The organism is Brevundimonas sp. (assembly GCF_965279155.1).
In the GTDB taxonomy this organism is placed as follows: domain Bacteria; phylum Pseudomonadota; class Alphaproteobacteria; order Caulobacterales; family Caulobacteraceae; genus Brevundimonas.
In genome coordinates this window covers 391504-417120 of sequence record NZ_OZ257138.1, presented here as the reverse complement: position 1 = coordinate 417120, position 25617 = coordinate 391504, and the positions used below count along the sequence as shown (strand labels likewise).

Sequence of the window (25617 nt, the reverse complement as noted above, 5' to 3'; positions counted from 1 at the left end):
ATGATGATGATCAAGCGATTGGCGGCCGGCGCGGCGGTTCTGGCTCTGGCGACGGGCCTGTCGGCCTGTATCATCGTGTCGTCCGACGGCGGGTCGCGGACCGTGGTCGCGGGCGACAACGCCGCCATGGCGTCGCCGTCCTATGTCTCGCTTTATACAGATGCGGTCGCCGACACGAAGCGTCCGGCAGAAGAAGTGGCGCGGGATCCCCTGCGTCATCCGGCCGAGATCCTGGCCTTCGCCCAGCTCGCGCCGGGCGACAAGGTCGCCGATATCCGCCCCGGCGCCGGCTATTTCACCCGCCTGTTCTCGGACGTGGTCGGGCCGACCGGCCGCGTCTACGCCTTCGTGCCCGAGCGGACGATGGCGCGCGAGAACGCCGGTGCGGATGCCCTGGTCACCGCTTATTCCAATGTGACGCGGGTCAACGGCCTGCTGGATTCGATGACCTACGCCGAGCCGCTGGACATGATCTTCATGAGCCAGGAATACCACGACTTCCACATCCCCGGCTTCAACACCGACGTGGCCAAGATGAATGCGGCCGTGTTCGCGGCGCTGAAACCCGGCGGGCGTTACATCCTGATCGACCATGAGGCGGCGCCCGGCACGGGCATCTCGGCGGTCCAGACCCTGCACCGTATCGAAGGCGACTATCTGAAGCGCGAGGTCGAGGCGGCGGGCTTCGTCTATGAGGGCGAGAGCACGGCTGTCGCCAATCCGGCCGACGACCACAGCCTGAACGTCTTCGACGAGAAGATCCGCGGCAAGACCGACCAGTTCGTCTATCGCTTCCGCAAGCCGGGCTGATGCGGGCGACGGCCGCGCTGGCGACGGCGCTGGTTCTGATCTGCGGGCCCGCCGCGGCGGGCGACGGCGATCCGCCCTATACGGTGGCGCCGAATCTCTTTCGACCGGATGCGCCTGATCGGGGCCTGACGCCTGCGCCGGGGACCGAGACCTTCACCGTCTTTGCACCGACGCAGGACACTGATCGGTTCAGCAACGGCGTGGTCCTGATCCCCTTCAAGCGCCGCCTTTATGCCCAATGGCAAAGCTCGGCGCGGGACGAGGATGCGGCCGACACCTGGGTCGCCTACAGCGTCAGCGACGACGGCGAGACGTGGGCGGCGCCTCATGTGTTGGCGCCGAAGGGGCAGGGCGGGCGGATGCATTCCAGCGGCGGTTGGTGGACCGACGGCGAAACCCTGGTCGCCTATGTCAATGTCTGGCCCGAGGGTTTTCAGTCCGGTGCGGGCGGCTTCACTGAATATAGAACCAGCACTGACGGCGTGACCTGGAGCGAGCCGCGTCGCGTGACCGGCGCGGACGGTCGTCCGGTCGAAGGCGTGATCGAACAGGATCCCCACCTGATCGACGGTCGGGTGATGACGGGCCTTCACCTGCGACCCGGCATGATCGCGACGCCCTTCTTCACCGATGATTCGCTGGGCGTCACGGGATGGACGGCGGGCCAGATGGCGAACCTGCCGCGCGACGCCAGCGGCGCCCAGGCCGCACACGAGCGTCGTCTCAGCCGCGAGATCGAACCCAGTCTGTTCCGGCGCGCCGATGGCTGCGTGGTCATGGTGTTCAGGGACGAGGAGCTCAGCTTCCGCCAACTGGCGTCCGAAAGCTGCGACCGGGGCGTGACCTGGACGACGCCGGTGTTGACCGACATGCCGGACGCTCGCGCCAAGCAGAGCGCCGGCAATCTGCCGGACGGAACGGCCTATCTGGTCAATGCGCCCAATAGCGACCGTCCCCGCCTGCCGCTGGCGGTGACGCTCAGCCGCGACGGTCGCCTGTTCGATCGCAGCCATCTGTTGCGGGGGCAAGGCGACCTTCAGCCGTTGCGGTTCGAGGGGCAGTACAAGCGGCCGGGCTATCACTATCCAAAGAGCGTCGTGTGGGGCGACTACCTCTACGTCGCCTATGCCGCGAACAAGGAGGATGTGCAGGTCACGCGCGTCCCACTGCGATCCCTGCAATACTGAGAACCGTTATCAATTAAGGGTTTGGGTCGTTTTGTCCATGTGGCGGACATGGACAAGCCCGCGCCGGGGGAGCAAATAACGCAAAGACATCGCCATAAGCGAAAGAACGCGTAGTTTGTTCGACTATAAGGCCGCCTTTAAAAGCTCGGTGGAGCAGGTTCGCAGCGAAGGACGCTATCGCGTCTTCGCCGATCTGAAACGCGTGCGTGGACAGTTTCCGCTGGCGGTGCGTCGCCGCGATGACGGCTCCCAGCAGGACGTCGTGATCTGGTGCTCCAACGACTATCTGGGCATGGGCCAGCATCCCGTTGTGCTGGACGCCATGCACAATGAGATCGATGCGGTCGGCGCCGGCGCAGGCGGCACACGCAATATTTCCGGCACCACCCGTTCGGCCGTGGATCTCGAAGCCGAACTGGCCGACTGGCACCAGAAGGAAGCGGCGCTGCTGTTCACCTCGGGCTATGTCGGCAACGAGGCGACCCTGTCGACGCTGCAGAAGATCCTGCCCGGCCTGATCACCTTCTCCGATTCGCTGAACCACGCCTCGATGATCGCCGGCATTCGCCACGGCGGCGGCGAGCGCCATGTGTTCATGCACAACGACCTGGCGCATCTGGAGGCCCTGCTGGCGGCGGCCCCGTCCGAGGCGCCCAAGCTGATCGCCTTCGAGAGCGTCTATTCGATGGACGGCGACATCGCCGACCTGGCCGGCACCATCGCCTTGGCGAAGAAATACGGCGCCCTGACCTATCTGGACGAAGTCCATGCTGTCGGCCTGTATGGCGAGACCGGCGCGGGTGTGGCCGAGCGCGACGGCGTGCTGGACCAGATCGACATCATCGAATGCACCTTGGGCAAGGCCATCGGCGTGATGGGCGGCTATATCGCCGCCGACGCCATGATCATCGACGCGGTGCGCAGCTGGGCCTCGGGCTTCATCTTCACGACCTCGTTGCCGCCCGCGTTGACAGCGGGTGCGCTGGCCTCCGTGCGGCACCTGAAGGCCCACCCCGAACTGCGCGTCCAGCATCAGGAACGCGCCGCAACGCTGAAGTCGCGTTTCGCGGCGGCCGGCATTCCGGTAATGGAAAGCGAGAGCCACATCGTGCCTGTGCACGTGGGCGATCCGATTCACTGCAAGATGATTTCGGACATGCTGCTGGACGAATACGGCGTCTATGTTCAGCCGATCAACTATCCGACCGTGCCCAAGGGGACCGAGCGCCTGCGCTTCACGCCTTCGCCGAACCACACCGACGCCATGATGGATCATCTGGTCCAGGCGATGGACAAGCTGTTCGCCCACTGCAACGTGGCGCGCCGGCCCGTTGCGGCCTGAGGCTCGGCCATGGCCGATGACGACTCCCGCTTGGAATTGGGGGAGGTGATCGTCGAGTTCACGCGCAATGGCTCCTACCTAAAATGCTCGGCCATCCATGTCGCGACCGGCCGCGAGGTCAGCGCCATGGGGCCGGTCAACGAGCCGAAGTCCGTCGAGCGGGTGGCGGTCGCCAAGCTGAGGCGGGCTTTGGCATCGGACTGACCACAAGATGTTGTGGTCGGGCGCTGTGGGGACTAGATAGGCGGCCTTCTGATTTTCGGGGATTCCAGCGTGACGGCCTTCACCCACGACGCCTATTTCACCAAGACGCTCGCTGACGCTGATCCAGACGTCTTCAAGGCCATTCAGGGCGAGCTGGGTCGCCAGAAGGAGCAGATCGAGCTGATCGCTTCCGAGAACATCGTTTCCCAGGCGGTGCTGGACGCGCAGGGTTCGGTCCTGACGAACAAATACGCCGAGGGCTATCCCGGTCGTCGCTATTACGGCGGTTGTGAATTCGTCGATGTGACCGAGGATTTGGCGCGCGAACGGGCGAAAAAGCTGTTCGGCGCGGCCTTCGCCAACGTTCAGCCTCACTCGGGCGCCCAGGCCAACCAGGCGGTCTTCTTCACCCTGCTGCAGCCCGGCGACACCTTCCTGGGCATGGATCTGGCCTGCGGCGGTCACCTGACGCACGGCTCGCCGGCGAACCAGTCGGGCAAGTGGTTCCGCCCGGTGACCTACAAGGTGCGTGAAGACACCCATTTGATCGACTACGACCACGTCGCCGAAATGGCCGAGCGCGAGAAGCCGAAGCTGATTCTGGCCGGCGCCTCGGCCTATAGCCGCCACATCGACTTCAAGCGGTTCCGCGAGATCGCCGACAGCGTCGGCGCCTATCTGATGGTGGACATGGCCCACTATGCGGGCCTGATCGCCGGCGGCGCCTATCCCGACCCTGTGCCGCACGCCCACGTCGTGACCACCACGACGCACAAGACCCTGCGTGGTCCGCGCGGCGGCATGATTCTGTCCAATGACGTGGACCTGGGCAAGAAGATCAACTCGGCCGTCTTCCCCGGCCTGCAGGGCGGACCGCTGGAACATGTGATCGCGGCAAAGGCCGTGGCGTTCGGCGAGGCGCTGCAGCCCGAGTTCAAACTGTATGCGCAGCAGGTGGTCAAGAACGCCCAGGCCCTGTCCGGCGTGCTGATCGAGCGCGGCCTGGCCATCGTCTCGGGCGGCACCGACAGCCACCTGGCCCTGGTCGATCTGCGGCCCAAGGGCGTGACCGGCAAGGCGACCGAGCACGAACTCGAAAAGGCGCTGATGACCTGCAACAAGAACGGCGTGCCGTTCGACACCGCGCCCTTCACCGTCACCTCGGGCGTCCGCCTGGGCACGCCGGCGGGGACCACGCGCGGCTTCGGAGAGGACGAGTTCAAGCAGATCGGCCACTGGATCGCCGACGTCGTGTCGTCGATGAATGGCGGCGACGAAGCCGATCCGGCCGTGGTCGCAGGCGTGGCGGCCCAAGTGCGGGAGCTGACGAACCGCTTCCCGATCTACGGATAAGCCTCTGATGAAGTGCCCTTTTTGCGGTCATCAGGACACCCAAGTTAAGGACAGCCGGCCGTCGGACGACGGTTCGGCCATCCGACGCCGTCGGTCCTGCCCCAACTGCAATGGGCGCTTCACCACCTTCGAGCGGGTGCAACTGCGCGAACTGGTCATCCTGAAGCGCAACGGACGACGCACGCCGTTCGAGCGCGACAAGCTGGAACGGTCGCTGGGCGTGGCCCTGCGAAAACGCCCGGTCCAGGCCGATCAGGTCGAGCAGATGGTCAACCGGATCGTGCGTCAGCTGGAAAGCCTGGGCGAGACCGAAATCCCGTCCAGCACGGTGGGGGACTTCATCATGAAGGCGTTGAAGGGGGTCGATGAGGTCGCCTATGTCCGCTACGCCTCGGTCTACAAGGACTTCCGCCACACCGGCGACTTCGCCAAATTCCTAGGTGACGAAGGGTTCGACGAACCGTCCGGCAAGGGCTGATGCGGGTCACCCTGAAACTGGCGACCTCGCTGGATGGGCGGATCGCCACGGCCACGGGCGAAAGCCAGTGGATCACCGGCCAGGCGGCGCGGCTGGAAGGTCACCGTTTGCGCGCGGCGCATGACGCCATTCTGGTCGGCGTCGAGACGGTTCTGCAAGACGACCCTGAACTGACGGCGCGCCTGCCCGGGCGCAGCGTGGATCAGCCTCTGCGGGTCGTGCTGGACAGCCGCCTGCGGACGCCGCAGACGGCGAAGCTGGCGAGTGAAAACACCCTGATCCTGACCGTCGCCGAGCCACACCCGGTCGGTGCGGCCGAAGTTAAACGGGTCGAGGCGGACGAGGGTCGTCCGGCGATCCCGGCGGTTCTGCAAGCTTTGAAGGCGGCGGGCGCCAAGTCGGTGCTGATCGAAGGCGGCGGCCAGGTCGCCGCGTCTTTCCTGCGCGCCGGCCTGGTGGATGCGCTGGAATGGTTCAGAGCGCCCATTCTGCTGGGCGGCGACGGCAGGCCCTGCGTGGCGTCCCTGGCTCTTGCAAAGCTGTCCGACGCCCCCAAGTTCCGTCGCCTGGGCGTCGAGCCTGTCGGGGACGACCTGTGGGAACGCTACGCGCGTTTCTGACGGGGTCGATTTAAGACGATTAGACTATTTAGACTGTGTTTTTCGGGTCCGAAAGGGGCCAGCGTCCAATGTTCACCGGCATCGTCACCGACATCGGCCGCGTCCGCGAGGTCCGCGAGACCGATCGCGACCGCCGCTACGAGATCGAAACCGTCTGGGACACCGACGGCATCGACATGGGCGCGTCGATCAGCCATGCGGGCTGCTGTTTGACGGTGACAGAGAAGGGCCCGGACTGGTTCGCCGTCGAGGTGTCGAACGAGACCCTGTCGAAGACCACCCTGGGCGCCTGGAAAGCCGGCGACGGCGTCAATCTGGAACGCGCGGCCAAGCTGGGCGACGAGATGGGCGGTCATGTTGTGTCGGGACATGTCGATGGCCTGGGCCGCGTCGTCTCGATCACGCCAGAGGGCGGATCGCACCGGGTAGAGGTCGAGGCGCCCGCGCCCCTGCATCGCTATATCGCCGCAAAGGGATCGATCACGGTCGATGGCGTATCCCTGACGGTGAACGCCGTTGAAGGCCAAGTCTTCTCGCTGAACATCATTCCCCACACCTGGAAAGTCACGACCCTGGGTCGTCTGAAGGTCGGTGATCCGGTCAATCTGGAAATCGACATGCTGGCGCGATACCTCGCGCGATGGCAGGAGACGGCGTGATGCAATTGGCCGCGAACATGAACGACAGCCCGATCAGTCCCATAGAGGACATCCTGGAAGACGCCCGCAACGGGCGTCCCTACATCCTGGTGGACGCCGAGGACCGCGAGAACGAGGGGGACATCATCATCCCCGCCCAGTTCGCGACCCCCGACCAGATCAATTTCATGATCCGCCAGGCGCGCGGCCTGGTCTGCTTGGCCATCACGGCGGACCGGGCGAACCAGTTGCGCCTGCCGCCGATGGCCGCCGACAATCGCGAGAGCATGAAGACCGCCTTCACCGTCTCGATCGAGGCCAAGGACGGCGTCACCACCGGCATCTCCGCGGCCGACCGCTCGCGCACCATCCATGTGGCGACCGATGCGTCGAAGGGCATGGACGACATCGTCTCGCCCGGCCACATCTTCCCTCTGGTGGCGCGCGACGGCGGGGTTCTGGTCCGCGCCGGCCATACCGAGGCGGCCGTGGACATCAGTCGCATGGCCGGACTGACCCCGGCCGGAGTGATCTGCGAGATCATCAAGGACGACGGCGAGATGGCGCGGATGCCCGACCTCGTCGCCTTCGCTCAGTTGCATGGGCTGAAGATCGGCACCATCGCCGACCTGATCGCCTATCGCCGCCGCACCGAACGGTTTGTCGAGCGGATCATGGATACGCCGTTCGAGAGCGTCCACGGCGGCCCGTTCCGGCTGATGCTCTACAAGAACACCATCGAGGGCGCCGAGCACGTCGCCCTGGTCAAGGGGCGGATCGATCCGACCAAGCCGACCCTTGTGCGGATGCACCAGGTGGACTTCGCCTGCGATCTGCTGGGCCATGTCGAGGCGCGCCAGGACTATGTGCCCACCGCTCTGAAGCAGATCACCGATCACGACGGCCCGGGCGTCGTCGTCTTCCTGCGTGATCCGTCGCTGACCTCGCTGGCCGAGCGGCTGGCGGGCGTGGACAAGCCGGCGGCGATGGATCGGTCGCTGCGGGCCTATGGCGTGGGGGCTCAGATCCTGCTGGATCTGGGCGTCAAGGACATGATCGTGATGAGTTCGACGCGACCCGAACCGACGGCGCTTGAAGGCTACGGCCTGCGCATCGTCGGCTGGCGCGACATGGATGGAGAAGACAAGGCGTGACTGACGCACCCCGTATTCTGATCGTCGAGGCGCGTTTCTACGACGACCTGGCCGACGCCCTGCTGGAAGGCGCCAAGGAGACGCTGAAGGCGCGCGGCGTCGATTTCGACGTCATCACCGTGCCCGGCGCGCTGGAAGTCCCGCCGGCCATCGCCCTGGCCGAGGAGGCCGGACGTTTCCCGACCGCGCCCCGCTATGACGGCTATGTCGCCTTGGGCACGATCATCCGCGGCGAGACCTACCATTTCGAGATCGTCTCGGACCAGTCGGCCGCCGGCATCATGGCCCTGGGCGTCAAGGGCGTGATCATCGGCAACGGCATCCTGACGACCGAAGACGAGGACCAGGCCTGGTATCGGGCCCGTCTTTCGGAAGGGGATAAGGGCGGCGGCGCGGCCAAGGCCTGCCTCGACCTCATTGCATTGAAGAAGCGGTTGCGTCATGGCGTCGGCGCATGACTGAACCGAACAGCGTCAAAGCCGTCCTCGAACAACTCGCCGAAGCCGAAAAGCAGCGCGCCGAGCCGAATCTGAGCTCGAAACAGCGTCGCGCCCGCACCGTGTCGCGTCTCGCCGCCGTCCAGGCCCTGTATCAGATGGAGCTGGCGGGCGAGGGCGTGGAGACGGTGATCACCGAATTCTCGAACTTCCGCTTCGACACCGATATCGAGGGCGAAGCGCTCGCAGAGGCCGACGAGGCCTATTTCGCCGACATCGTACGCGGCGTGATTGAAAGCCAGCGCGACATCGACGCGGCCATCAAGGCGCGCCTGGCCTCGAACTGGAAGCTGGAGCGGCTCGACGCCACCCTGCGCGCCCTGCTGCGCTCGGGCGCGTGGGAGCTGATCAAACATCCCGAGACGCCGCGCGAGGTCGTGATCGACGAATATGTCGAACTGGCCAAGGCCTTCTTCGACGACTCCGAGGCGCGCTTCGTCAATGCGGCGCTGGACGGCGTGTCCAGAGACACGCGCAAATAATGCCGGCGCTCGACGTCGCGGGCGAGTTCGAGACTATCGAGAGGCTGCTGCGGCCTCTGGCCCATCCCGAATGGGGCAGAGGGCTTGCCGACGATGTGGCGGTCCTGCCGTCCCGGCCCGGCTATGACCTGGTCCTGACCAAGGACGCCATCGTCGAGGGCGTACATTTCCTGCCGGACGATCCGCTGGACACGGTGGCCAGGAAGCTTCTGCGGGTGAACCTGTCGGACCTGGCGGCCAAGGGGGGCGAGCCGTTCGGCTATCTGTTGGCCTGCTGCTGGTCGGAACGGTGCGGCTGGCCGGAACGCGAGGCCTTTGCAGCCGGTCTGGCCGAGGATCAGGCGGAGTTCGGCGTGTTCTTGCTGGGCGGGGACACCGTGAAGACGCCCGGCCCGGCGACGTTCTCGCTGACGGCCCTGGGCTGGGTTCCCACGGGGGCGACGGTATCGCGTGCGGGCGCACAGGTCGGGGATCTGGTGTTCGTGACCGGCGCGATCGGCGACGGCCTGCTGGGTCTGAAGGCTGCGCGCGACGAGCTTTCGCTTGAGCCAGAACGCGTCGCGGCCTTGGCTGCCCATTACCGCGCGCCGACGCCTAGAGTGGATTTCGCTGATGTCGTGCGGAATTTCGCGACGGCCTCGGTTGATGTCTCTGACGGGTTGGCGGCCGATCTGGCCCATGTGGCCAAGGCGAGCGGGGTGGGCGTTTCGTTGAACCTGAACGTTCTGCCGCTTTCGGCGGCGGCTCAGGCCTGGTTTGCAGACCGGGTCGATCCGCAGCTGTCGCTGGAAGACCTGGCCAGCGGCGGCGATGACTATGAGATCGCCTTCACCGCCCATCCGCGCCACGAAGAAAACCTGCGTCGCGAGGCCGAACGCCGGTTGCTGCGTCTAACCCGGATCGGCGAGGTGACCGCCGGATCGGGCCTGACCGTGACCTATGACGGCCTGCCCATCGCAATGGCGCGCGCCGGCTGGACCCACGGCTGAGGTCGCAAGGGAATCCTAACGGCCTTGCGTCATAAGCGACGGATGAACCGTCGCTCCCTGATCGCCGCTGGAACCGCCGCTCTCGCAGGGGCAGCCGCCACATCCGCAACCGCATCGAGCAGCAGCGACGCGCCCGCCGCGCCTGCCGCGCTGAGCATCGCCGGGCTTGGCCTGCCCGTGATCGAGGGCGGCCGATTGAGGAACTACGTCTTCGTGGCGCTGCGCCTCCAGCTCGGACGGGGCAAGACCGTCGAGCAGATGCGACCCAAGGAGGCCTTTTTCCGTGACGCCCTGGTCAAGGCCGCGCATCGGACGCCGTTCACCGTCGCGGGCGACTGGACCCGGCTGAACGAGCAGGCGTTGTCCGCCGCCGTCGTGGCCGCCGCGAACGCGATCTCTGGACGAGGCTCGATCACCGGCGTCGAAGTCGTGTCCCAAAGCCCCAGACGCCGCACAGGCATGCCGACGACGCGTTGAGCTCTCGTCGATCACGGTTGCGCGACCTGTAAGGCCATGACACGCTACTCTTGCAAATCCCAAAGAACGCACTGACGCGTTCGCCGCGTGCGGGGGGACCGGAAGGCGGACAGAGGCGATAACGCCCGACCGCGCCAAGGCCTGCGCGCCTGTTTGCAAGGGCATGGAAACGCCAATGACGAACTCACTTACGCTGGTCTTCGCGGCCGGTGTGCTGGCGGTGCTGTATGGCGCCGCTCAGACCGCCGTGCTGATGAAGGCGAGCACCGGCAACGACAAGATGCGAGAGATCGCCGCCGCGATTCAGGAAGGCGCGTCCGCCTATCTGAAGCGGCAATATCTGACCATCGCCATGGTCGGGATCGTGATCCTGATCGCCGCCTATTTCCTGATCGGCATCTACGCCGCCATCGGCTTCCTGATCGGGTCCGTCCTGTCCGGTGCGGCCGGCTATGCCGGAATGCTGATCTCGGTGCGGGCCAATGTGCGCACGGCCCAGGCGGCGTCCGAAAGCCTGTCCAAGGGACTGAACCTGGCGTTCCGCTCGGGCGCCATCACCGGCATGTTCGTGGCGGGCGGGGCCCTGATCGGGGTGTCGGGCTACTATATCGTGCTGACCCACCATCTGGGGCTGGCCTCGACCAGCCGCGAGGTGATCGATGGGCTGGTGGCACTTGGCTTCGGCGCCTCGCTGATCTCGATATTCGCGCGCCTGGGCGGTGGCATCTTCACCAAGGGTGCCGACGTGGGCGGCGACATGGTGGGCAAGGTTGAGGCGGGTATCCCCGAGGACGATCCTCGCAACGCCGCGACCATCGCCGACAATGTGGGCGACAATGTCGGCGACTGCGCCGGCATGGCGGCTGACCTGTTCGAGACCTATGCGGTGACGACCGTCGCGACCATGGTGCTGGCGGCGATCTTCTTCCGGGGACAACCCTATGTCGATGTGATGATGGTCCTGCCTCTGGCGATCTGCGCGGTGTGCATCGTCACCTCCATCATCGGCAGCTTCTTCGTGCGACTGGGCAAGAGCCAGAACATCATGGGGGCGCTGTATCAGGGCCTGATCGTGACCGGCGTCCTGTCCATCGGCGCGGTCTGGTGGGTGATAAACCAGATGGTGACGGGGCCGATCGTGACGGCCAGCGGTCTGGAGATCCAGCCGATGGCGCTGTTCTGGTCCGGCATGGTCGGGCTGGCAGTGACGGCGGCGATCGTGGTGGTGACCGAATACTACACCGGCTCGAACTTCCGGCCCGTGCAGTCGGTGGCCAACGCCTCGGTGTCCGGTCATGGCACCAATGTCATCCAGGGGCTGGCGGTGTCGCTGGAATCCACGGCCCTTCCAGCCCTGACCATCATCGTCGGCATCGTCGCCAGCTTCCAGCTGGCGGGTCTGTTCGGCATCGCCATCGCCACCACGACCATGCTGGGCGTGGCGGGGATGATCGTGGCGCTGGACGCCTTTGGGCCTGTGACAGACAACGCTGGCGGCATCGCCGAAATGGCGGGTCTACCCAGCGACGTGCGGCATTCGACGGATGCGCTGGACGCCGTGGGCAATACGACCAAGGCGGTGACCAAGGGATACGCCATCGGTTCTGCGGGCCTCGGCGCGCTGGTGCTGTTCGCGGCCTATACGTCGGACCTGCAGTATTTCTCGGCCAATCCGGCGGACTATCCGTTCTTCGCCAATATGGGGCCTATCGCATTCGATCTGACCAACCCCTACGTCGTCGTCGGTCTGCTGTTCGGGGGGCTGCTGCCCTTCCTGTTCGGCGGCATGTCGATGATGGCGGTGGGACGTGCGGCCGAGGCTGTGGTCGCCGAGGTGCGGCGCCAATTCCGCGAGAACCCCGGCATCATGACCTATGAGGTCAAGCCGGAATACGGCCGGGCGGTCGACATCCTGACCAAGGCGGCGATTCGCGAGATGATCGTGCCGTCGCTGTTGCCGGTGCTGTCGCCGATCGTCCTGTTCGTCGCCATCCTGGGCATCTCGGACAAGGCCAACGCCTTTGCGGCCCTGGGCGCCATGCTGATGGGCGTGATCGTCACCGGCCTGTTCGTAGCCATCTCGATGACTTCGGGCGGCGGCGCCTGGGACAACGCCAAGAAGGTGATCGAGGAAGGCTTCACCGACAAGAACGGCGTCGTCCACGGCAAGGGATCCGAGGCCCACAAGGCGGCCGTGACCGGCGATACGGTGGGCGATCCCTATAAGGACACCTCCGGTCCGGCGGTGAATCCTATGATCAAGATCACCAACATCGTCGCCCTGCTTCTTCTGGCGGTGCTGGCGAGCGGCAATATCGGCTAGGTCGTCAGACTGCCGATACGAAAACGCCCCGGAGAGCGATCTCCGGGGCGTCTTTGTTTGGGAAGAAGGTCGCCTTAGTCGGGGCGACGCTGACCCGGCGTGTCTTCGTCGGTCCGGGGCAGCTGGCCGCGACCCACGTTACCGAGCAGTTGTTCCAGGACTGTCAGCTCGCGGCCGCGCGTTGGCGTCTCGTTGCGGTTCATGGCGATCTGCTCACCGTCCGTCAGGCCCAGGGTGCGGACCGACGCGACCTGATCGCCCTGAGGAACGAAGGTGATCTCCGTCACGGTGCGGGTGGAGACCTTGGGCAGGTTGTAGGTGTATTTCTCGGTCGTCTGGCTGATGTAGTACCAGACCTCATCAGGCTCGAACGTCGAGGTGGTCGAGGGCGAACCCAGCTTGGCCAGAACCGTTTCCTTGGTGTCGGTGCCGGCGACAACGTCCTGAGGCTTGGCGTCGATGGCCTGGAAGCCGTTGGAGCCGATGGTCGGAGCACAGGCGGCGGACAGGCCAGCCAGCGAAACAGCGACGAAAAGCGGGACGAAACGGGACATGGTCGGGCGCCTGCGAGAGAACAAGGTCTTTGACCTAGACGGACCTGCGTCCTAGTTCAACGGCGCGGCGGAAAAGGGGCCGTTGAAACCCATGCTGAAAAACCTGTTCAAACTCCGACCCGGCGTCCGTATCGGCGACGATCTGTACGCCAAGGCCGTCAGCCAGGCACGCAATCCGGCTTTCTACACGCGGCTGGGGGTCGCTGACCGCATCGACGCCCGATTCGAGCTTTACACGCTGCATGTGCTGTTGCTGGTGCTGCGGTTACGCGACGAGAATACGGCCCAGGGCCAGGATGCGGGCCAGGCAGTGTTCGACGTCTATGTCTCGGCGCTGGATCACGCCCTGCGCGAAGAGGGCGTGGGCGATGTCGCCGTCGGCAAGAAGATGCGAAAACTGGGCGAGGCGCTCTACGGGCGGATGAACGCCTACGAGCAGCCGCTGCGCGCCGACGATGCGGACGCATTGGCCGAGGCGATGGCGAAGAATGTCTATGCGGAGCCGCAGGCGGCGCACGCGGAAACACTGGCGCGCTATGCGCTGACCACACGCGCGGCTCTGGCGGCGCAGGATTTCAACAAGGTGCTGGCGACGCCGGCCTGGGCGGAAGTTTGAGACAGATGAGCGTGACGCTCCCCTACAGCGAGACCGTGCGGGTCAATCAGATCGGGGCCGGATTGAACCGGAAGCTCGAACCCGACGCGGACACATGCAAGCGAATCGCGCGTGCCCTGGACCTGCAAGGGCTCGACGACTTCGTGGTGGATTTCGACGTGAAGCCGACCCCGTCCACCAGCGAGTGGACATTGAAAGGCCGTATCACGGCCCATGCCGTTCAGTCCTGCGGCCTGACGCTTGAGCCTTTGCCGGTCGATGTGGATCGCCGCTTTTCCATCCAGCTGATCCAGGCCAAGCCTCAGGAGACTGAGGAGATCGAGGTCACGTTGGACGAGGAAGACGCGGATGTGATCGAGGACGGCAAGATCGACCTGGGCCAATATGCGGTCGAACAGTTGGTGCTGTCGCTGGATCCTTTCCCGCGCAAGCCGGGCGCGGAATTCGTGCAACCGGAGGAGCCGGGCGAGATTTCACCCTTCGCCGCCTTGAAGGCGCTTAAATCTCAGGACGATAAAGGCTGAGGTTGACGCAGGGGCCGGGTGGTTGCATCCCCCGGCTTCGGCGCTATCGTTCAGCGCATACTGCCAAGCGTCGCGCGACAAGACGACGCGGCCAAACGAGGTCCATTTGCCAGCCCCAGTTACGATCTCGCTTGACGCCATGGGCGGCGATCACGGGCCATCCGTCGTCGTTCCCGGCATCCGCAGCTACATCCGCGCCCATGACGGGGAGGGCGTTCGATTCCTGCTGCACGGCGACGAGGCCAAGATCGCCCCTGAACTGGCGCGCTGCGGCCTGACGGCTGACATCTGCGAAATCCGTCACACCGACAAGGTCGTGGCCATGGACGAGAAGCCGGCCCAGGCCATGCGGCGCGGCAAGGGCTCCAGTCTGTGGAACGCCATCGAGGCGGTGAAGACGGGACAGGCAGGCGGCGTCGTCTCGGCCGGCAATACCGGCGCCCTGATGGCGATCTCGAAACTGATTCTGCGCATGTCCGCGCCGGGGCTGGAGCGGCCGGCCATCGTCGCCAGCTGGCCGACCTTCAAAGGCCATACGGCGGTTCTGGACGTCGGCGCCAATATCGGCAGCGACGCCGAACAACTGGTTGAGTTCGCCATTATGGGCGAGGCCTTCCAGTCCGCGGTGCGCGGCATCGCGCGTCCGACCATCGGCCTGCTGAACGTCGGTTCGGAGGACATGAAGGGCAACGAGCAGGTCAAGGAGGCGCACGCCATCCTGCGCGACGGCCCGTTCGACCTGAACTATCATGGCTTCGTCGAGGGCGACGACATCGCCAAGGGCACGGTGGACGTGGTCGTCACCGACGGCTTCACCGGTAATATCGCGCTGAAGACCGCCGAGGGCACGGCGCGCTATATCTCGGCCCTGCTGAAAGAGGCCCTGACTTCGAACCTGCAATCCAAGCTGGGCGCCGTCATCGCCATGCCGGCGCTGAAGAAGATGCGTCAGAAGATCGATCCCAGCACCATCAACGGCGGACCTCTGCTGGGTCTGAACGGCATCGTCGTGAAGAGCCACGGCGGCGCCGACGCCAAGGGTTTCGGCAATGCGATCCGCATCGCTGTCGATCTGGCCCGCAGCGACTATATGAGCAAGGTGGGGGACAACCTGGGCAAGCTGGACGCGGTGTTCGATCATGCCGCCAAGCCCGCCGCATCCGTGGGAGAACCCCTCCAGTGAGCGTCACCCGCAGCGCCGTGACCGGCGTCGGTTCCTATCTGCCGGAACAGATCGTCACCAACGCCGACCTGGCCAAGTTCGTCGATACGTCCGACGAATGGATCCAGGAGCGCACCGGCATCAAGCAGCGCCACAAGGCGCGCGACGACCAGCCGACCAGCGACCTGGCGGTCGAAGCCGCCAAGAAGGCGCTGGCCGATGCGGGCAAGGCGGCGACGGATGTCGATCTGATCATTGTGGCCACGACCACACCCGACATGACCTTCCCGGCCGTCGCCTCGATCGTTCAGGCCAAGCTGGGCGCCGGCGTGGGCATCGCCTTTGATGTTCAGGCCGTGTGTTCGGGCTTCGTATACGCCTTGAGCGTCGCCGACGGTTTCGTGGCGCGCGGCCTGTCGAAATGCGCCCTGGTGATCGGGGCCGAAGAAATGACGAAGCTGATGGACTGGACCGACCGGACCACCTGCGTCCTGTTCGGCGACGGCGCCGGCGCCGTGGTTCTGGAGCCGCGCGAAGGGCAGGGGACGTCCGACGACCAGGGCATGCTGGGATTCGCCTTGCGCGCCGACGGCTCCAAGACCGATCTGCTGTATGTCGATGGCGGCCCGTCGACGACCGGAACGGTCGGTCATCTGCGCATGGCCGGCAACCAGGTGTTCCGTCACGCTGTGGTGAACATCGCCGAGGGCATCACCGCCGCCTGCGCCGCTGCAAAGATCGAGATTGCGGACGTGGACTGGTTCGTGCCCCACCAGGCCAATCAGCGCATCATCAAGGGCGTCGGCGACCGGCTGGGTCTGGACGAGAACAAGGTGATCTCCACCGTCGCGACCCATGCCAACACCTCGGCCGCCTCCATTCCCCTGGCGCTGGACGCCGCGATCAAGGATGGTCGGATCAAGAAGGGCGACATGGTCCTGCTGGAAGCCATGGGCGGCGGGTTGACTTGGGGCGCCTGCGCCCTGAGGCTTTGAGGCGGCGACTTTAAATCGGCCATGGGCATTGATTTTTCGGGGCCTTTGCGGCCCTATGAATGCGAGCGGATCGCATGAGCGGGGATACGATGGCAGGCCAACAGACCGTGACGCGCGCTGACCTGTGCGAGGCTGTGCACAACGAGGTCGGCCTGTCGCGTCAGGAGTGCTCCAGCCTGGTGGAGCGCACCCTCGAACTGATCGTCGAATCGCTGGAACGCGGCGAGACGGTGAAACTATCCGGCTTTGGTGTTTTCCAGGTTCGCGAGAAACGCGCCCGCATGGGCCGCAATCCCAAGACCGGCGAACCGGCGGCGATCAATCCGCGCCGGGTCATCAGCTTCCGCGCCTCGCAGATCATGAAGAGCCGGGTTCACGACGCCGTCGTCGAGGACTGACGGGCGTGGCCAAAAGCGCCGACGCCTTTCGCACCATTTCCGAAGCGGCCGAAGAGGTTGGCGCGCCCCAGCATGTGCTGCGTTTCTGGGAAACCAAGTTCGCCTTCGTGACGCCGGTGAAACGCGCTGGCGGGCGGCGATTCTATCGTCCTCAGGACATCGCTGTGCTCAAGGCGGTCAAGCGGCTGCTGCACGATGACGGCCTGACGATTCGCGGAGTCCAGCGTCTGCACACGGAACAGGGGCTGAAAAAGCTGATCGGGGCTGAAGCCGCCGCCCTGATCGAGGACCGCGACGTTGCGATCAGCCCTGCGGCATCCGACGCAGTTCGCCTCGAAACCTCGAATTTGCAGCAGGTTCTCGCCGATCTGGAGCAGGCGAAGGCCCGTCTGGACGCGGTTCTTTCAAGGTAGGTGGAAAAGTCGTTTTAGCGTTTGCGGACGACGATCCCCCCGTCTATAGGGAGCGCCTTCGGAGCGTGGCGCAGCCTGGTAGCGCACTTGACTGGGGGTCAAGGGGTCGCAGGTTCGAATCCTGTCGCTCCGACCATTCTTGTAAAAGAATGATGATGGTGGGGTCGTCCTTACGGGCGGCCCCATCGCCGTATCTGGGCCTGACTCAGCCGCGCTCGGCCCACTTCAGCAGCGGAATGAGCGGCAGGCCCCAGGCGGTGCCGCCGATGCCGAAGAACAGGAAGTCTATCCATTGCGACGGCGGCAGCATTCCGCGAAGCGCGATCAAGCCCCAGACCCAGAAGACTAGGAAGGCCAGGACGCCGATCGCGGCGACGAAGCGACGTAGGCGCGGGGGCATCAGCGCTTGTTCCGAAACAGGAAGAAGGCGACCAGACAGAAGCCCGATCCGACCAGGGCCCACGGCACCCAGACCCAACTGTCCATCGTACTGATCGCGAAGACGCGCACGGCCAGGAACCAGCCGCAGGCCAGGCCGACACCGGACACCAGGCTGGTGCCGCCAAAGCCGCGACGGCCCGTCAGAAGGTCCGCGATCCAGGCCAGCAGCAGGCCGCCCACAACGGCGGCGGCGATATCGGCGTATTGCAACCCTGATCTCCTGCGGCGTCAGCGCCGTTAACTCAATCCGACTCGATCTTGTCGCTCCAGGGGGGCATACCGCACCGGTCGCGATTTGGTCATGGTCGAGCGCGACAGCATATCCGGGTCAGCGTCAGGCGTCGAATGAACCGTTTCGGAAATCCAGATCGCAATCGCGTCGTCGCCGTATGGCTGTTCGCCACGGCGGCCATCGTCTTCCTGATGGTCGTCATAGGCGGCATCACCCGCCTGACGGGATCGGGCCTGTCGATCACGGAATGGCAGCCCATCATGGGGGCCATCCCGCCGCTGAACGCGACCCAGTGGGCCGAGGCGTTCGAGAAATACAAGCAAATCCCCCAGTACGCCCAGATCAACGCCGGCATGAGCCTGGGCGAGTTTCAGGGCATCTTCTGGTGGGAATGGCTGCACCGGCTGATCGGCCGTCTGATCGGCATGGTGTTCGCCCTGCCGCTGATCTTCTTCCTGCTGTGCCGCATCGCCCCGCCGCGCTCGCTGTTCCGCCAGTGGGCCATGCCTGACCGGCTGATCTGGCGCTGTGTGGTGCTGTTGGCCCTTGGCGGCCTGCAGGGTCTGATCGGTTGGTGGATGGTGTCCAGCGGCCTGTCCGAGCGGGTCAGCGTCGCGCCAGAGCGGTTGGCGACGCACCTGGGTCTGGCCTTCGTGCTGTTCGCCGCCCTGATCTGGACCGGGCTTGAGGCGTGGAACGGCGAGGACCACGGGCGTCCTCCTGCGGGCTGGGCGCGCGGGGCCGGCTTCCTGCTGGGCGCGGTCTTCGTGCAGTGCCTGCTGGGCGCCCTGGTCGCGGGCGGCCATGCCGGACTGGTCTATACCGACTGGCCGCTGATGAATGGCGCTGTGTTACCGCCCGCGGACTGGAGCCTGGGGGCGAGCGCCTTCCTGCACGACCAGGCCCTGACGCAGTTCAATCACCGGCTGTTGGCCTATGGGCTGCTGATCGCCGTCAGCATCTATGCCTTCCAAGCCTGGCGCTGGCGCGTGGCCGAGGGGATGGGCCTGGCCGCCTTCACCCTAGCGGGTGTGGTGTGGTTCCAGGCCCTGCTGGGGATCGTCACCCTGATGCACGCCGTTCCAGTGTGGCTGGGCGTGCTGCACCAGGGCGGGGCCGCCGTCGTGCTGGCCGTGGCGACGGCGAACCTATGGCTGGTGTTGCGGGCTCAGCCTCGCATCTTCATGTCCGGACCGCGTTCCATGGGCCGGTGATCGCGAAGGTCACGCCGGGATACTGGATGTTGACGAACAATGTCCCGCCGTCGGGCGAGAAGACCGCGCCCGCGAACTCCGAGTTCCCCTGAAAAACGTTGCGGCCCAGGGTGTAAATCTTGCCGTCTGGGGTGACGCCCTTCAGGTGATTGCGGATCGCGCTGGAATAGTTGTCCTCGCACACGATCAGATGCCCCCACGGCGCGATGGTGATGTTGTCGCCCATGTTCAGCGTCTTCTCGTTCGTGCTTTCGACGAACAGCTGGAGGCGGCCGGGACGACGCGTCTCGCCGCGGCGGCCTTCGTCGGGCGAGGGGACGTAACGCAGGATCTGGCCCCGCTGGATCGGGCCGCCCGAGGTGGCGGTCAGATACATTTCGCCGTCGCCCCACCAGATGCCTTCGCCCCGCGCGACCAGGGCGGCGCCGTCGGCATGGCCGCGCTGACGCAGGTCGCCTTGCGGGCTCTCGATGTCGACCATGTCGATCCAATCGACGCTCAGCCAGTCGCCGACCGACCAGACGCGGGCGTCATGGTTGGAGGTATCGACGCCCTTATGATCACGCAGCACCATGGCCTGAAGCCGACCGCCCTTGATCAGTTCGCCGGGCGTGTCGGGAATGAAGCGATAGAACAGGCCGTCGGCCCGGTCCTCCGTCAGATAGACGATGCCGGTGCGGGGATCGACGCAGACCGCCTCGTGGTCGAACCGGCCCATGGCTTTCAGCGGGACAGGATCGACCAAGCCTTCAGCGCGCGCCGGCACCTCGAAGACATAGCCGTGTTCCTTGGTCACGTCGGCGTCGGCGGGCGTTTCCTCCGTCTCCTCGCAGGTCAGCCATGAACCCCATGGCGTCTGGCCGCCGCAGCAGTTGGTGCTGGTGCCCGCCAGGCTGAGGTGCTGGCGCTCGGTCTTGCCGGTCGCCATGTCATAGACGACCGTGGTCGTGCCGCCGGGCAGGGGGCGGCCGTCCTTATAGGTGTCATAGGCGCGGCCGGTGTCCAATAGGCCGATGCGCTGCTGGTTGTAGCCGCCGGGGCCCCAGTTGCGGTGGGCGGCGGACGAACCCTTTAGCTCGTGGTTGCGGACTAGGGCGACACGGCCTCCATCAAGGGCGAAACAGCCCATGCCGTCGAACTGACCGGGGACCAGCAGGCCATCGGCCATGGTCTCGCCGCCCTGGGACACGATGCGGTAGGAGAAGCCGTCGGGTAGGTCGAGCATGCCGTTGGGATCACGCTTCAGCGGACCGTAGCCCTCGACCTCGTTGACGTAGGTTTCCTCGGCGGCGGCCTGGACGCTGTGGGCCAGGCCCGAGAAGGCGAGGGCGGCGCTGGAGCCGATCAGGCCGCGACGGTGAAGGATCATGAGAGGGCTCCGAGAGAAGATCGGCCCCCGGATGGCCCGGAATGGTCATAGTTTGATGACGAAAGGCGTTATTTCGTAACGCTGAAAGCCAAAATGTATCGGGTATTTTAATACCGTATTTAAAATAACTAACAATAACAGTATCTTGTGTTGATTGTGACGCATTAGAACGCGTTGACGCGACCAATCGTCTCCTGTATCAGCGCGCCTTCATTCGGTTCCCTCGGGGGCCGGACCCGATTTTCGTCTCCAGGAACCCCCTCATGCTGAAGAGCACTACGGCTTCGTTGAAGCCGGCCGAGGTCGAGAAGAAGTGGATCCACATCGATGCCGAAGGCGTCGTGGTGGGCCGCCTCGCGACCTTCATCGCCAACCGTCTGCGCGGCAAGCACCGCGGCGACTATACCCCGCACGTTGACTGCGGCGACTATGTCGTCGTCACCAATGTCGACAAGGTCGTGTTCACCGGCAAGAAGTCGACCGACAAGGTCTATTATCGCCACACCGGCCACCCGGGCGGCGTCAAGTCGACGACCCCGGAGAAGGTTCTGGGCGGTCGCTTCCCCGAGCGCGTGCTTGAGAAGGCCGTCGAGCGCATGCTGCCGAAAGAAAGCCCGCTGGCCCGCAAGCAGATGACGCACCTGCGCCTGTTCGCCGGCGGCGCACACGAACACGAAGCCCAGCAACCGGAAACGATCGACTTTGCGTCGGCGTCGCCCAAGAACACCCGGAGCGCCTGAGCATGACTGACGCGACGCAAGACACCGCCGCCACCGGCTTCGACGCCCTGAAGGGCCTGAGCTCTTCGGTCGAGAACGACGCACCCGTCTATGTCCAGAAGCTGGACGCCCAGGGCCGCGCCTATTCGACCGGCAAGCGCAAGAACGCGATCGCCCGCGTCTGGGTGAAGCCCGGCACCGGTAAGATCACCGTCAACGGCAAGGACCAGGAGCAGTATTTCGCTCGTCCCGTGCTGCGCATGATGATCGCCCAGCCGCTGACCGTTTCGGACCGCGCCACCCAGTATGACGTGATCTGCACCGTCGAAGGTTCGGGTCTGTCGGGCCAGGCCGGCGCCATCCGCCACGGCCTGTCGCACGCCCTGACGCACTTCGAACCGGAACTGCGCAAGGTCCTGAAGCCGCACGGCTTCCTGACCCGCGACAGCCGCGTCGTCGAGCGCAAGAAGTACGGCCGCGCCAAGGCTCGCCGTTCCTTCCAGTTCTCGAAGCGCTAATCGCGTTCACGCGGTTTGGATTTGGGGCGCTTCGGGGAGACCCGGAGCGCCCTTTTTCTTGTCTATCTTCTCCCGCAAGGGAGGACGGTCAGGAGCAGCCTATGACCCACACCATCTTCATCGACGGCGAGGCCGGCACCACGGGGCTGGAGATCCGCGAGCGGCTGCAAGCGCGCCCGGATCTAGAACTGGTCCTGCTTGGCGATCGTCGTCGCGACGTGGATGCGCGGCGCGAGGCCCTGAACGGCGCTGACGCCGTGATTCTATGCCTGCCTGACGATGCGGCACGAGAAGCCGTGGCCATGATCGAGAACCCGTCGGTCAAGGTGATCGACGCCTCGACCGCCTATCGGGTCGCGCCGGGCTGGGCCTATGGCTTCCCGGAAATGGATGCGGGACAGCGTGCGCTGATCGCACGGTCTTCGTTCGTGTCGAATCCCGGCTGTTATCCCACCGGCTTCATCGGCCTGATGCGGCCGCTGGTGAAGGCGGGGCTGGTTCCGGCGACCTATCCGGTCTCGGTCAATGCATTGTCGGGCTATTCCGGCGGCGGCAAGGCGATGATCGCCGAGTTCGAGGCGCCTGAGGCCGCGACCGCCTACCGCGCCTATGGCCTGTCGCTGAAGCACAAGCATGTGCCGGAGATGACGAAACACACGGGGCTGAGCCGCGACGTGCTGTTCGCGCCGGCGGTCGGAAACTATCGTCAGGGCATGCTGGTCGAGGTTCCGTTGCATCTGGCCGCCTTGCCTGAAACGCCGTCCGTCGAACGCCTCCACGGCGCACTGGTCGAAGCCTATGACGGACAGCATTTCGTCGAGGTCGCCGATCTGGAAGAGACCGAGGCCCTGTCGGGTCTGGAACCCGAAGGCCTGAACGGCACCAACCGCCTGCGTCTGCACGTTTTCGGCGACCGCAATGGCGAGCAGGCGCGGCTGGTGGCCCTGCTCGACAACCTGGGCAAGGGCGCGTCCGGCGCGGCGGTGCAGAACCTGAACATCATGCTGGGTCTGGACGAGACGACCGGCCTGATCTGAGCGGCTGAAACCATTTCGCCGCGCCCTTCGTATGAAGGACATGACCCAGTCCCTGATCGTGCATCGCCGGGGCCTTCTGATGGGCGCCGGCGCGCTCGCCCTGTCCGCCTGTTCTCCTGAAACCTCCGAGGCGGGGGAGGGGCAGTATGCGACCTCGCCCTATCGCCGCGTCTCCGATGCCGACTGGCGACGCCGACTGGGTGACGCCTCGTGGCGTGTCATGCGGCACGAGGGGACGGAGCGGCCCTATTCCAGTCTCTTGAACGACCAGCACGGGCGCGGAAACTTCGTCTGCAAAGGCTGCGACCTGCCGCTGTTTCGGTCGCAGTGGAAGTTCGATTCCCACACCGGCTGGCCCAGCTTCTATGATGTGATCGCCGCCAACATCGGTCGCAAGGGCGACCTGGCCATCGGCATTCCACGCACGGAATATCACTGCGCCCGCTGCCTGGGGCATCAGGGACATGTATTCAACGACGGCCCTCGTCCGACCGGCCTGCGCTACTGCAACAACGGCGTGGCGCTGAAGTTCGTCGCGGCCTAGGCCCTACGCGCCCTGACGGCGGAATCGACGGTGAGGCCGAAGATGACCGAGGCGATGATGATCAGCAGCCCGTAGTCATGACCCGCGAAGAAAACCGGCGCGCACACCATGGCGATGATGATCAGCGGAAACAGGCCGGCCCAGACCGCTGTGCCTGGCGCGTTCGGGTGGATCATCGGCTGCACGGCGGGCCGCTTCATCATCCGGGCCATGCGCCCGTTCAGCAGCACGAAGGCGGCCGAGCAGATGATGGCCGAGATGATGTATTTCACCGTATTGCCCGGCTCGCCGAAGACGCTGGCCGTCATGATCAACAAGATCAACGCCACCCCCGTGCTGATCGCGAGCAGGGCGTTGGGTTCGATACGATTCAAGACTTCACTTTCACATAGCTGCCGGGCGCCGGCTCGATGGGCTTGAGCGGCCCGTGTTCAGGATCGCGGGCGGGAATCTGAGGCCCGGCGCGGTCGCCCAACCATGCCGCCCAATGCTCCCACCAGCTGCCTGGATGCTCTACCGCGTCGGCCTGCCATTCGGCCAGGGTCGCGGGCAGAGCCGCATTGGTCCAGTGCTGGTATTTCTTCGCCGCCGGAGCGTTGATGACGCCGGCGATGTGGCCCGACCCCGCCAGGGTGAAGGTGACGTCCTCGCCTCCGAACAGCTTGGCCGAGCGATAGACCGAGTTCATCGGCGCGATGTGATCCTCGAGGCTGGCCTGGAAGTAGAGCGGGATCGACACCTTCGAAAGGTCAGCAGTCAGCCCGCCGATCTGGAAGCCGCCCTGGGCCAGGGCGTTTGCCCCATACATCTGGCGCAGATAGTCCAGATGCAGCGTCTTGGGCATCCGCGTCTGATCGGCGTTCCAGAACAGCAGGTCGAAGGCCGGCGGATCCTTGCCCAGCAGATAGTTGCTGATGAAGAAGGACCAGATCAGGTCGTTGGAGCGCAGGGCGTTGAAGGTCTCGGCCATGGCCGCGCCGGGCAGGACGCCGCCCGCCGCATCCATCTGACGCTCGATCTCGGCGATCCAGTGCTCGTCGGTGAACAGCAGCAGGTCGCCGGCCTCGGCGAAGTCGTGCTGGGCGGCGAAGAAGGTCGCGTTGGCGACCCGCTTGTCGCCCTTGGCCGCCATGTGCGCGAGGCCGGCGCCCAGCAGGGTGCCCCCGATGCAGTAGCCGACGGCGTTCAACTGCTTCGCGCCCGCCTGTTCCAGCGTCTTTTCGACGGCGCGATAGATGCCTTTTTCCAGATACTGGTCGAAGCCGAACCCGGCCTTGTCCTTATCCGGGTTGACCCAGGAACAGACGAACACCGTAAAGCCCTGGGCCGACAGCCAGCGGATCAGCGAGTTCGCCGGCTGAAGGTCCATGATGTAGAATTTGTTGATCCAAGGCGGGAAGATCAGCAGCGGGATTTCGTGCTGAGTTTCGGTCGTCGGGGCGTACTGGATCAATTCGAACAACTCATCGCGCCAGACGACCTGGCCCGGTGCGGTGGCGACGTTCTCGCCGACGACGAACTTGCCGTAGTCGGCTTGGCTGATGCGCAGCGACCCGCCGCCGCGTTCCAGATCGGCGGCGAAGTTCTGCATCCCTTTCACCAGTGATTCGCCGCTGGTTTCAGCCAGGGCTTTCAGGGCGACGGGATTGGACGCCAGGAAGTTCGATGGCGAGAAGGCGTCGGTCAGCAGGCGCGTGAAGAACTGAGCGCGGCGTTTCAGCGTCGGATCGACATCCTCGACGCCCGCGATCAGGCCGTTCATCCAGTCCGACGTCAGCAGATAGGACCGGCGCATCATGTCGAACATCGGATTTTCGGACCAGGCCGGATCTTTGAACCGCTTGTCGACGGGGGCTGGATCAGGAGTTTCGCCCGCCGCCTGGCGCGCTGTGGACGACCAGAGCTGCATATAGCGACCGAACAGGTCGGCCTGCGCCTGCATCATCTTGTCGGGCTGGGCCGCGAGGCTGGTCATGACCGAAGTCATGGCGGGCGCGACATTGAACGGATCGGGCGACAGGGCGGCGGGGCGGTCGGCCTGGATCAGGGCGGCTTCTGCAATCGCGCTCTGGGCCATCATGGCCGCCTTGGCCAGATTCATCGACAGGGTTTCGATCAGTTCGGCCTGTGCTGCGCCAGGGAAAGCTGCTTCAGGCACGGCTTCGGCGACGGTTTCCGGCGGCGCGTCCTGCGGTTCGGCCGGCTTCGGCTTGGGCTGGCGCGGCGGGCGGGGCTTGGCGGACGTGGGGCGTCCGGCCTTGCGCGCCGGGCGTTCGGCGGCGTCTGTCGGCGTCTTCGGGAGCTTGGCCATGATCGTCCTTCGCGCT

31 protein-coding genes and 1 tRNA gene are annotated in these 25617 nt (G+C 65.3%); 26 read left to right on the top strand and 6 right to left on the bottom strand.

What is annotated here, in order from left to right; all coding sequences use genetic code 11:
- The first annotated feature begins 6 nt into the window (after positions 1-6).
- The 14 genes from ACQY72_RS02035 to ACQY72_RS01970 all read left to right on the top strand — a co-directional run bounded on the left by ACQY72_RS02035 (position 7) and on the right by ACQY72_RS01970 (position 12554).
- Positions 7-810 carry a class I SAM-dependent methyltransferase gene (locus tag ACQY72_RS02035; RefSeq protein WP_428155371.1) on the top strand — a complete coding sequence of 268 codons (804 nt, stop codon included), beginning with the start codon at positions 7-9 and terminating at the stop codon, positions 808-810.
- Positions 810-1997, top strand: a complete 1188-nt coding sequence (locus tag ACQY72_RS02030) for a sialidase family protein (protein ID WP_428155369.1) — start codon at positions 810-812, stop codon at positions 1995-1997. Before ACQY72_RS02035 ends, ACQY72_RS02030 begins: the two co-directional genes overlap by 1 nt.
- 115 nt (positions 1998-2112) lie before the next feature.
- Positions 2113-3339, top strand: coding sequence for a 5-aminolevulinate synthase (gene hemA, locus ACQY72_RS02025; RefSeq protein WP_428155368.1), 1227 nt, complete (start codon positions 2113-2115; stop codon positions 3337-3339).
- A 9-nt stretch (positions 3340-3348) separates the two neighbouring features.
- On the top strand, positions 3349-3543 hold the full coding sequence (locus ACQY72_RS02020; protein ID WP_428155366.1) for a DUF6898 family protein: 195 nt from the start codon (positions 3349-3351) through the stop codon (positions 3541-3543).
- A gap of 69 nt (positions 3544-3612) precedes the next feature.
- The gene (gene glyA, locus ACQY72_RS02015; protein ID WP_428155365.1) at positions 3613-4896 is read left to right on the top strand and encodes a serine hydroxymethyltransferase; all 1284 of its coding nucleotides are present in this window, start codon (positions 3613-3615) and stop codon (positions 4894-4896) included.
- Positions 4897-4903: 7 nt separating this feature from the next.
- Positions 4904-5374: a transcriptional regulator NrdR gene (nrdR, locus tag ACQY72_RS02010; RefSeq protein WP_409717931.1), complete on the top strand. Its 471-nt coding sequence runs from the start codon at positions 4904-4906 to the stop codon at positions 5372-5374.
- Entirely contained in the window at positions 5374-5994 is a 621-nt protein-coding gene (locus tag ACQY72_RS02005) for a RibD family protein (RefSeq protein WP_428155363.1), read from the top strand. The genes nrdR and ACQY72_RS02005 overlap by 1 nt, the downstream gene beginning before the upstream one ends.
- 68 nt (positions 5995-6062) lie before the next feature.
- Positions 6063-6653 (top strand): riboflavin synthase, encoded by a 591-nt coding sequence (locus tag ACQY72_RS02000; RefSeq protein ID WP_428155361.1) that lies wholly within the window; start codon positions 6063-6065, stop codon positions 6651-6653.
- A complete protein-coding gene (ribB, locus tag ACQY72_RS01995) occupies positions 6653-7786 on the top strand; it encodes a 3,4-dihydroxy-2-butanone-4-phosphate synthase (protein WP_425983912.1) in 1134 nt (377 codons plus the stop codon). Before ACQY72_RS02000 ends, ribB begins: the two co-directional genes overlap by 1 nt.
- On the top strand, positions 7783-8244 hold the full coding sequence (gene ribH, locus ACQY72_RS01990) for a 6,7-dimethyl-8-ribityllumazine synthase (RefSeq protein WP_372692007.1): 462 nt from the start codon (positions 7783-7785) through the stop codon (positions 8242-8244). Before ribB ends, ribH begins: the two co-directional genes overlap by 4 nt.
- Positions 8241-8765: a transcription antitermination factor NusB gene (gene nusB, locus ACQY72_RS01985; RefSeq protein ID WP_409717916.1), complete on the top strand. Its 525-nt coding sequence runs from the start codon at positions 8241-8243 to the stop codon at positions 8763-8765. The genes ribH and nusB overlap by 4 nt, the downstream gene beginning before the upstream one ends.
- Positions 8765-9754, top strand: coding sequence for a thiamine-phosphate kinase (gene thiL / locus ACQY72_RS01980; protein ID WP_428155358.1), 990 nt, complete (start codon positions 8765-8767; stop codon positions 9752-9754). Before nusB ends, thiL begins: the two co-directional genes overlap by 1 nt.
- Positions 9755-9796: 42 nt before the next feature.
- Positions 9797-10231, top strand: a complete 435-nt coding sequence (locus tag ACQY72_RS01975; protein WP_428155356.1) for a hypothetical protein — start codon at positions 9797-9799, stop codon at positions 10229-10231.
- Between the two features lie 175 nt (positions 10232-10406).
- Positions 10407-12554, top strand: a complete 2148-nt coding sequence (locus ACQY72_RS01970) for a sodium-translocating pyrophosphatase (protein WP_428155354.1) — start codon at positions 10407-10409, stop codon at positions 12552-12554.
- A gap of 74 nt (positions 12555-12628) precedes the next feature.
- On the opposite strand, the gene ACQY72_RS01965 is transcribed toward ACQY72_RS01970, so the two are convergent.
- Entirely contained in the window at positions 12629-13108 is a 480-nt protein-coding gene (locus ACQY72_RS01965; protein WP_428155352.1) for an outer membrane protein assembly factor BamE, read from the bottom strand.
- Positions 13109-13199: 91 nt separating this feature from the next.
- Here ACQY72_RS01965 and ACQY72_RS01960 point away from each other — a divergent pair, with 91 nt between their 5' ends.
- From ACQY72_RS01960 to ACQY72_RS01930, 7 genes are all read left to right on the top strand, one after another.
- On the top strand, positions 13200-13724 hold the full coding sequence (locus ACQY72_RS01960) for a ubiquinol-cytochrome C chaperone family protein (RefSeq protein WP_428156735.1): 525 nt from the start codon (positions 13200-13202) through the stop codon (positions 13722-13724).
- Between the two features lie 5 nt (positions 13725-13729).
- On the top strand, positions 13730-14248 hold the full coding sequence (locus ACQY72_RS01955) for a DUF177 domain-containing protein (RefSeq protein ID WP_346496760.1): 519 nt from the start codon (positions 13730-13732) through the stop codon (positions 14246-14248).
- 106 nt (positions 14249-14354) lie between these two features.
- Positions 14355-15431, top strand: coding sequence for a phosphate acyltransferase PlsX (plsX, locus tag ACQY72_RS01950; RefSeq protein ID WP_428155350.1), 1077 nt, complete (start codon positions 14355-14357; stop codon positions 15429-15431).
- The gene (locus ACQY72_RS01945; protein ID WP_428155348.1) at positions 15428-16405 is read left to right on the top strand and encodes a beta-ketoacyl-ACP synthase III; all 978 of its coding nucleotides are present in this window, start codon (positions 15428-15430) and stop codon (positions 16403-16405) included. The genes plsX and ACQY72_RS01945 overlap by 4 nt, the downstream gene beginning before the upstream one ends.
- Positions 16406-16494: 89 nt before the next feature.
- The gene (locus tag ACQY72_RS01940; protein WP_135196090.1) at positions 16495-16803 is read left to right on the top strand and encodes an integration host factor subunit alpha; all 309 of its coding nucleotides are present in this window, start codon (positions 16495-16497) and stop codon (positions 16801-16803) included.
- Positions 16804-16808: 5 nt separating this feature from the next.
- Positions 16809-17216 (top strand): MerR family transcriptional regulator, encoded by a 408-nt coding sequence (locus ACQY72_RS01935; RefSeq protein WP_428155346.1) that lies wholly within the window; start codon positions 16809-16811, stop codon positions 17214-17216.
- A gap of 59 nt (positions 17217-17275) precedes the next feature.
- Positions 17276-17352, top strand: a tRNA-Pro gene (locus ACQY72_RS01930).
- A gap of 69 nt (positions 17353-17421) precedes the next feature.
- On the opposite strand, the gene ACQY72_RS01925 is transcribed toward ACQY72_RS01930, so the two are convergent.
- Positions 17422-17616 carry a DUF2842 domain-containing protein gene (locus tag ACQY72_RS01925; RefSeq protein ID WP_428155344.1) on the bottom strand — a complete coding sequence of 65 codons (195 nt, stop codon included), beginning with the start codon at positions 17614-17616 and terminating at the stop codon, positions 17422-17424.
- Positions 17616-17867 (bottom strand): transglycosylase, encoded by a 252-nt coding sequence (locus tag ACQY72_RS01920; protein ID WP_426016771.1) that lies wholly within the window; start codon positions 17865-17867, stop codon positions 17616-17618. The genes ACQY72_RS01925 and ACQY72_RS01920 overlap by 1 nt, the downstream gene beginning before the upstream one ends.
- A gap of 135 nt (positions 17868-18002) precedes the next feature.
- On the opposite strand from ACQY72_RS01920, the gene ACQY72_RS01915 reads away from it, so the two are divergent.
- The gene (locus ACQY72_RS01915; RefSeq protein WP_428155342.1) at positions 18003-19103 is read left to right on the top strand and encodes a COX15/CtaA family protein; all 1101 of its coding nucleotides are present in this window, start codon (positions 18003-18005) and stop codon (positions 19101-19103) included.
- Here ACQY72_RS01915 and ACQY72_RS01910 read toward each other — a convergent pair.
- Positions 19072-20472, bottom strand: coding sequence for an alkaline phosphatase PhoX (locus ACQY72_RS01910; protein WP_428155340.1), 1401 nt, complete (start codon positions 20470-20472; stop codon positions 19072-19074). The two genes, ACQY72_RS01915 and ACQY72_RS01910, sit on opposite strands and share 32 nt — an antisense overlap.
- 266 nt (positions 20473-20738) lie before the next feature.
- Between ACQY72_RS01910 and rplM the strand changes: the two genes are divergently transcribed.
- The 4 genes from rplM to msrB all read left to right on the top strand — a co-directional run bounded on the left by rplM (position 20739) and on the right by msrB (position 23290).
- On the top strand, positions 20739-21212 hold the full coding sequence (gene rplM, locus ACQY72_RS01905) for a 50S ribosomal protein L13 (RefSeq protein ID WP_159851782.1): 474 nt from the start codon (positions 20739-20741) through the stop codon (positions 21210-21212).
- A gap of 2 nt (positions 21213-21214) precedes the next feature.
- Positions 21215-21709 carry a 30S ribosomal protein S9 gene (gene rpsI / locus ACQY72_RS01900; RefSeq protein WP_135195973.1) on the top strand — a complete coding sequence of 165 codons (495 nt, stop codon included), beginning with the start codon at positions 21215-21217 and terminating at the stop codon, positions 21707-21709.
- 101 nt (positions 21710-21810) lie between these two features.
- On the top strand, positions 21811-22746 hold the full coding sequence (argC, locus tag ACQY72_RS01895; RefSeq protein WP_428155338.1) for an N-acetyl-gamma-glutamyl-phosphate reductase: 936 nt from the start codon (positions 21811-21813) through the stop codon (positions 22744-22746).
- Positions 22747-22786: 40 nt separating this feature from the next.
- On the top strand, positions 22787-23290 hold the full coding sequence (msrB, locus tag ACQY72_RS01890) for a peptide-methionine (R)-S-oxide reductase MsrB (RefSeq protein ID WP_428155336.1): 504 nt from the start codon (positions 22787-22789) through the stop codon (positions 23288-23290).
- On the opposite strand, the gene ACQY72_RS01885 is transcribed toward msrB, so the two are convergent.
- Together ACQY72_RS01885 and phaC are read right to left on the bottom strand one after the other, a co-directional pair.
- A complete protein-coding gene (locus ACQY72_RS01885; RefSeq protein ID WP_428155335.1) occupies positions 23287-23664 on the bottom strand; it encodes a hypothetical protein in 378 nt (125 codons plus the stop codon). The genes msrB and ACQY72_RS01885 overlap by 4 nt on opposite strands.
- A complete protein-coding gene (gene phaC, locus ACQY72_RS01880; RefSeq protein ID WP_428155333.1) occupies positions 23661-25601 on the bottom strand; it encodes a class I poly(R)-hydroxyalkanoic acid synthase in 1941 nt (646 codons plus the stop codon). The genes ACQY72_RS01885 and phaC overlap by 4 nt, the downstream gene beginning before the upstream one ends.
- Positions 25602-25617 lie beyond the last annotated feature (16 nt).

Coding starts and splice junctions, on each gene's coding strand:
- ACQY72_RS02035 (WP_428155371.1), top strand. CDS start 7: ATGATCAAGCGATTGGCGGCCGGCGCGGCGGTTCTGGCTCTGGCGACG.
- ACQY72_RS02030 (WP_428155369.1), top strand. CDS start 810: ATGCGGGCGACGGCCGCGCTGGCGACGGCGCTGGTTCTGATCTGCGGG.
- ACQY72_RS02020 (WP_428155366.1), top strand. CDS start 3,349: ATGGCCGATGACGACTCCCGCTTGGAATTGGGGGAGGTGATCGTCGAG.
- nrdR (WP_409717931.1), top strand. CDS start 4,904: ATGAAGTGCCCTTTTTGCGGTCATCAGGACACCCAAGTTAAGGACAGC.
- ACQY72_RS02005 (WP_428155363.1), top strand. CDS start 5,374: ATGCGGGTCACCCTGAAACTGGCGACCTCGCTGGATGGGCGGATCGCC.
- ACQY72_RS02000 (WP_428155361.1), top strand. CDS start 6,063: ATGTTCACCGGCATCGTCACCGACATCGGCCGCGTCCGCGAGGTCCGC.
- ribB (WP_425983912.1), top strand. CDS start 6,653: ATGCAATTGGCCGCGAACATGAACGACAGCCCGATCAGTCCCATAGAG.
- nusB (WP_409717916.1), top strand. CDS start 8,241: ATGACTGAACCGAACAGCGTCAAAGCCGTCCTCGAACAACTCGCCGAA.
- thiL (WP_428155358.1), top strand. CDS start 8,765: ATGCCGGCGCTCGACGTCGCGGGCGAGTTCGAGACTATCGAGAGGCTG.
- ACQY72_RS01975 (WP_428155356.1), top strand. CDS start 9,797: ATGAACCGTCGCTCCCTGATCGCCGCTGGAACCGCCGCTCTCGCAGGG.
- ACQY72_RS01970 (WP_428155354.1), top strand. CDS start 10,407: ATGACGAACTCACTTACGCTGGTCTTCGCGGCCGGTGTGCTGGCGGTG.
- ACQY72_RS01965 (WP_428155352.1), bottom strand. CDS start 13,108: ATGTCCCGTTTCGTCCCGCTTTTCGTCGCTGTTTCGCTGGCTGGCCTG.
- ACQY72_RS01960 (WP_428156735.1), top strand. CDS start 13,200: ATGCTGAAAAACCTGTTCAAACTCCGACCCGGCGTCCGTATCGGCGAC.
- ACQY72_RS01955 (WP_346496760.1), top strand. CDS start 13,730: ATGAGCGTGACGCTCCCCTACAGCGAGACCGTGCGGGTCAATCAGATC.
- ACQY72_RS01940 (WP_135196090.1), top strand. CDS start 16,495: ATGGCAGGCCAACAGACCGTGACGCGCGCTGACCTGTGCGAGGCTGTG.
- ACQY72_RS01925 (WP_428155344.1), bottom strand. CDS start 17,616: ATGCCCCCGCGCCTACGTCGCTTCGTCGCCGCGATCGGCGTCCTGGCC.
- ACQY72_RS01915 (WP_428155342.1), top strand. CDS start 18,003: ATGAACCGTTTCGGAAATCCAGATCGCAATCGCGTCGTCGCCGTATGG.
- ACQY72_RS01910 (WP_428155340.1), bottom strand. CDS start 20,472: ATGATCCTTCACCGTCGCGGCCTGATCGGCTCCAGCGCCGCCCTCGCC.
- rpsI (WP_135195973.1), top strand. CDS start 21,215: ATGACTGACGCGACGCAAGACACCGCCGCCACCGGCTTCGACGCCCTG.
- argC (WP_428155338.1), top strand. CDS start 21,811: ATGACCCACACCATCTTCATCGACGGCGAGGCCGGCACCACGGGGCTG.
- msrB (WP_428155336.1), top strand. CDS start 22,787: ATGACCCAGTCCCTGATCGTGCATCGCCGGGGCCTTCTGATGGGCGCC.
- phaC (WP_428155333.1), bottom strand. CDS start 25,601: ATGGCCAAGCTCCCGAAGACGCCGACAGACGCCGCCGAACGCCCGGCG.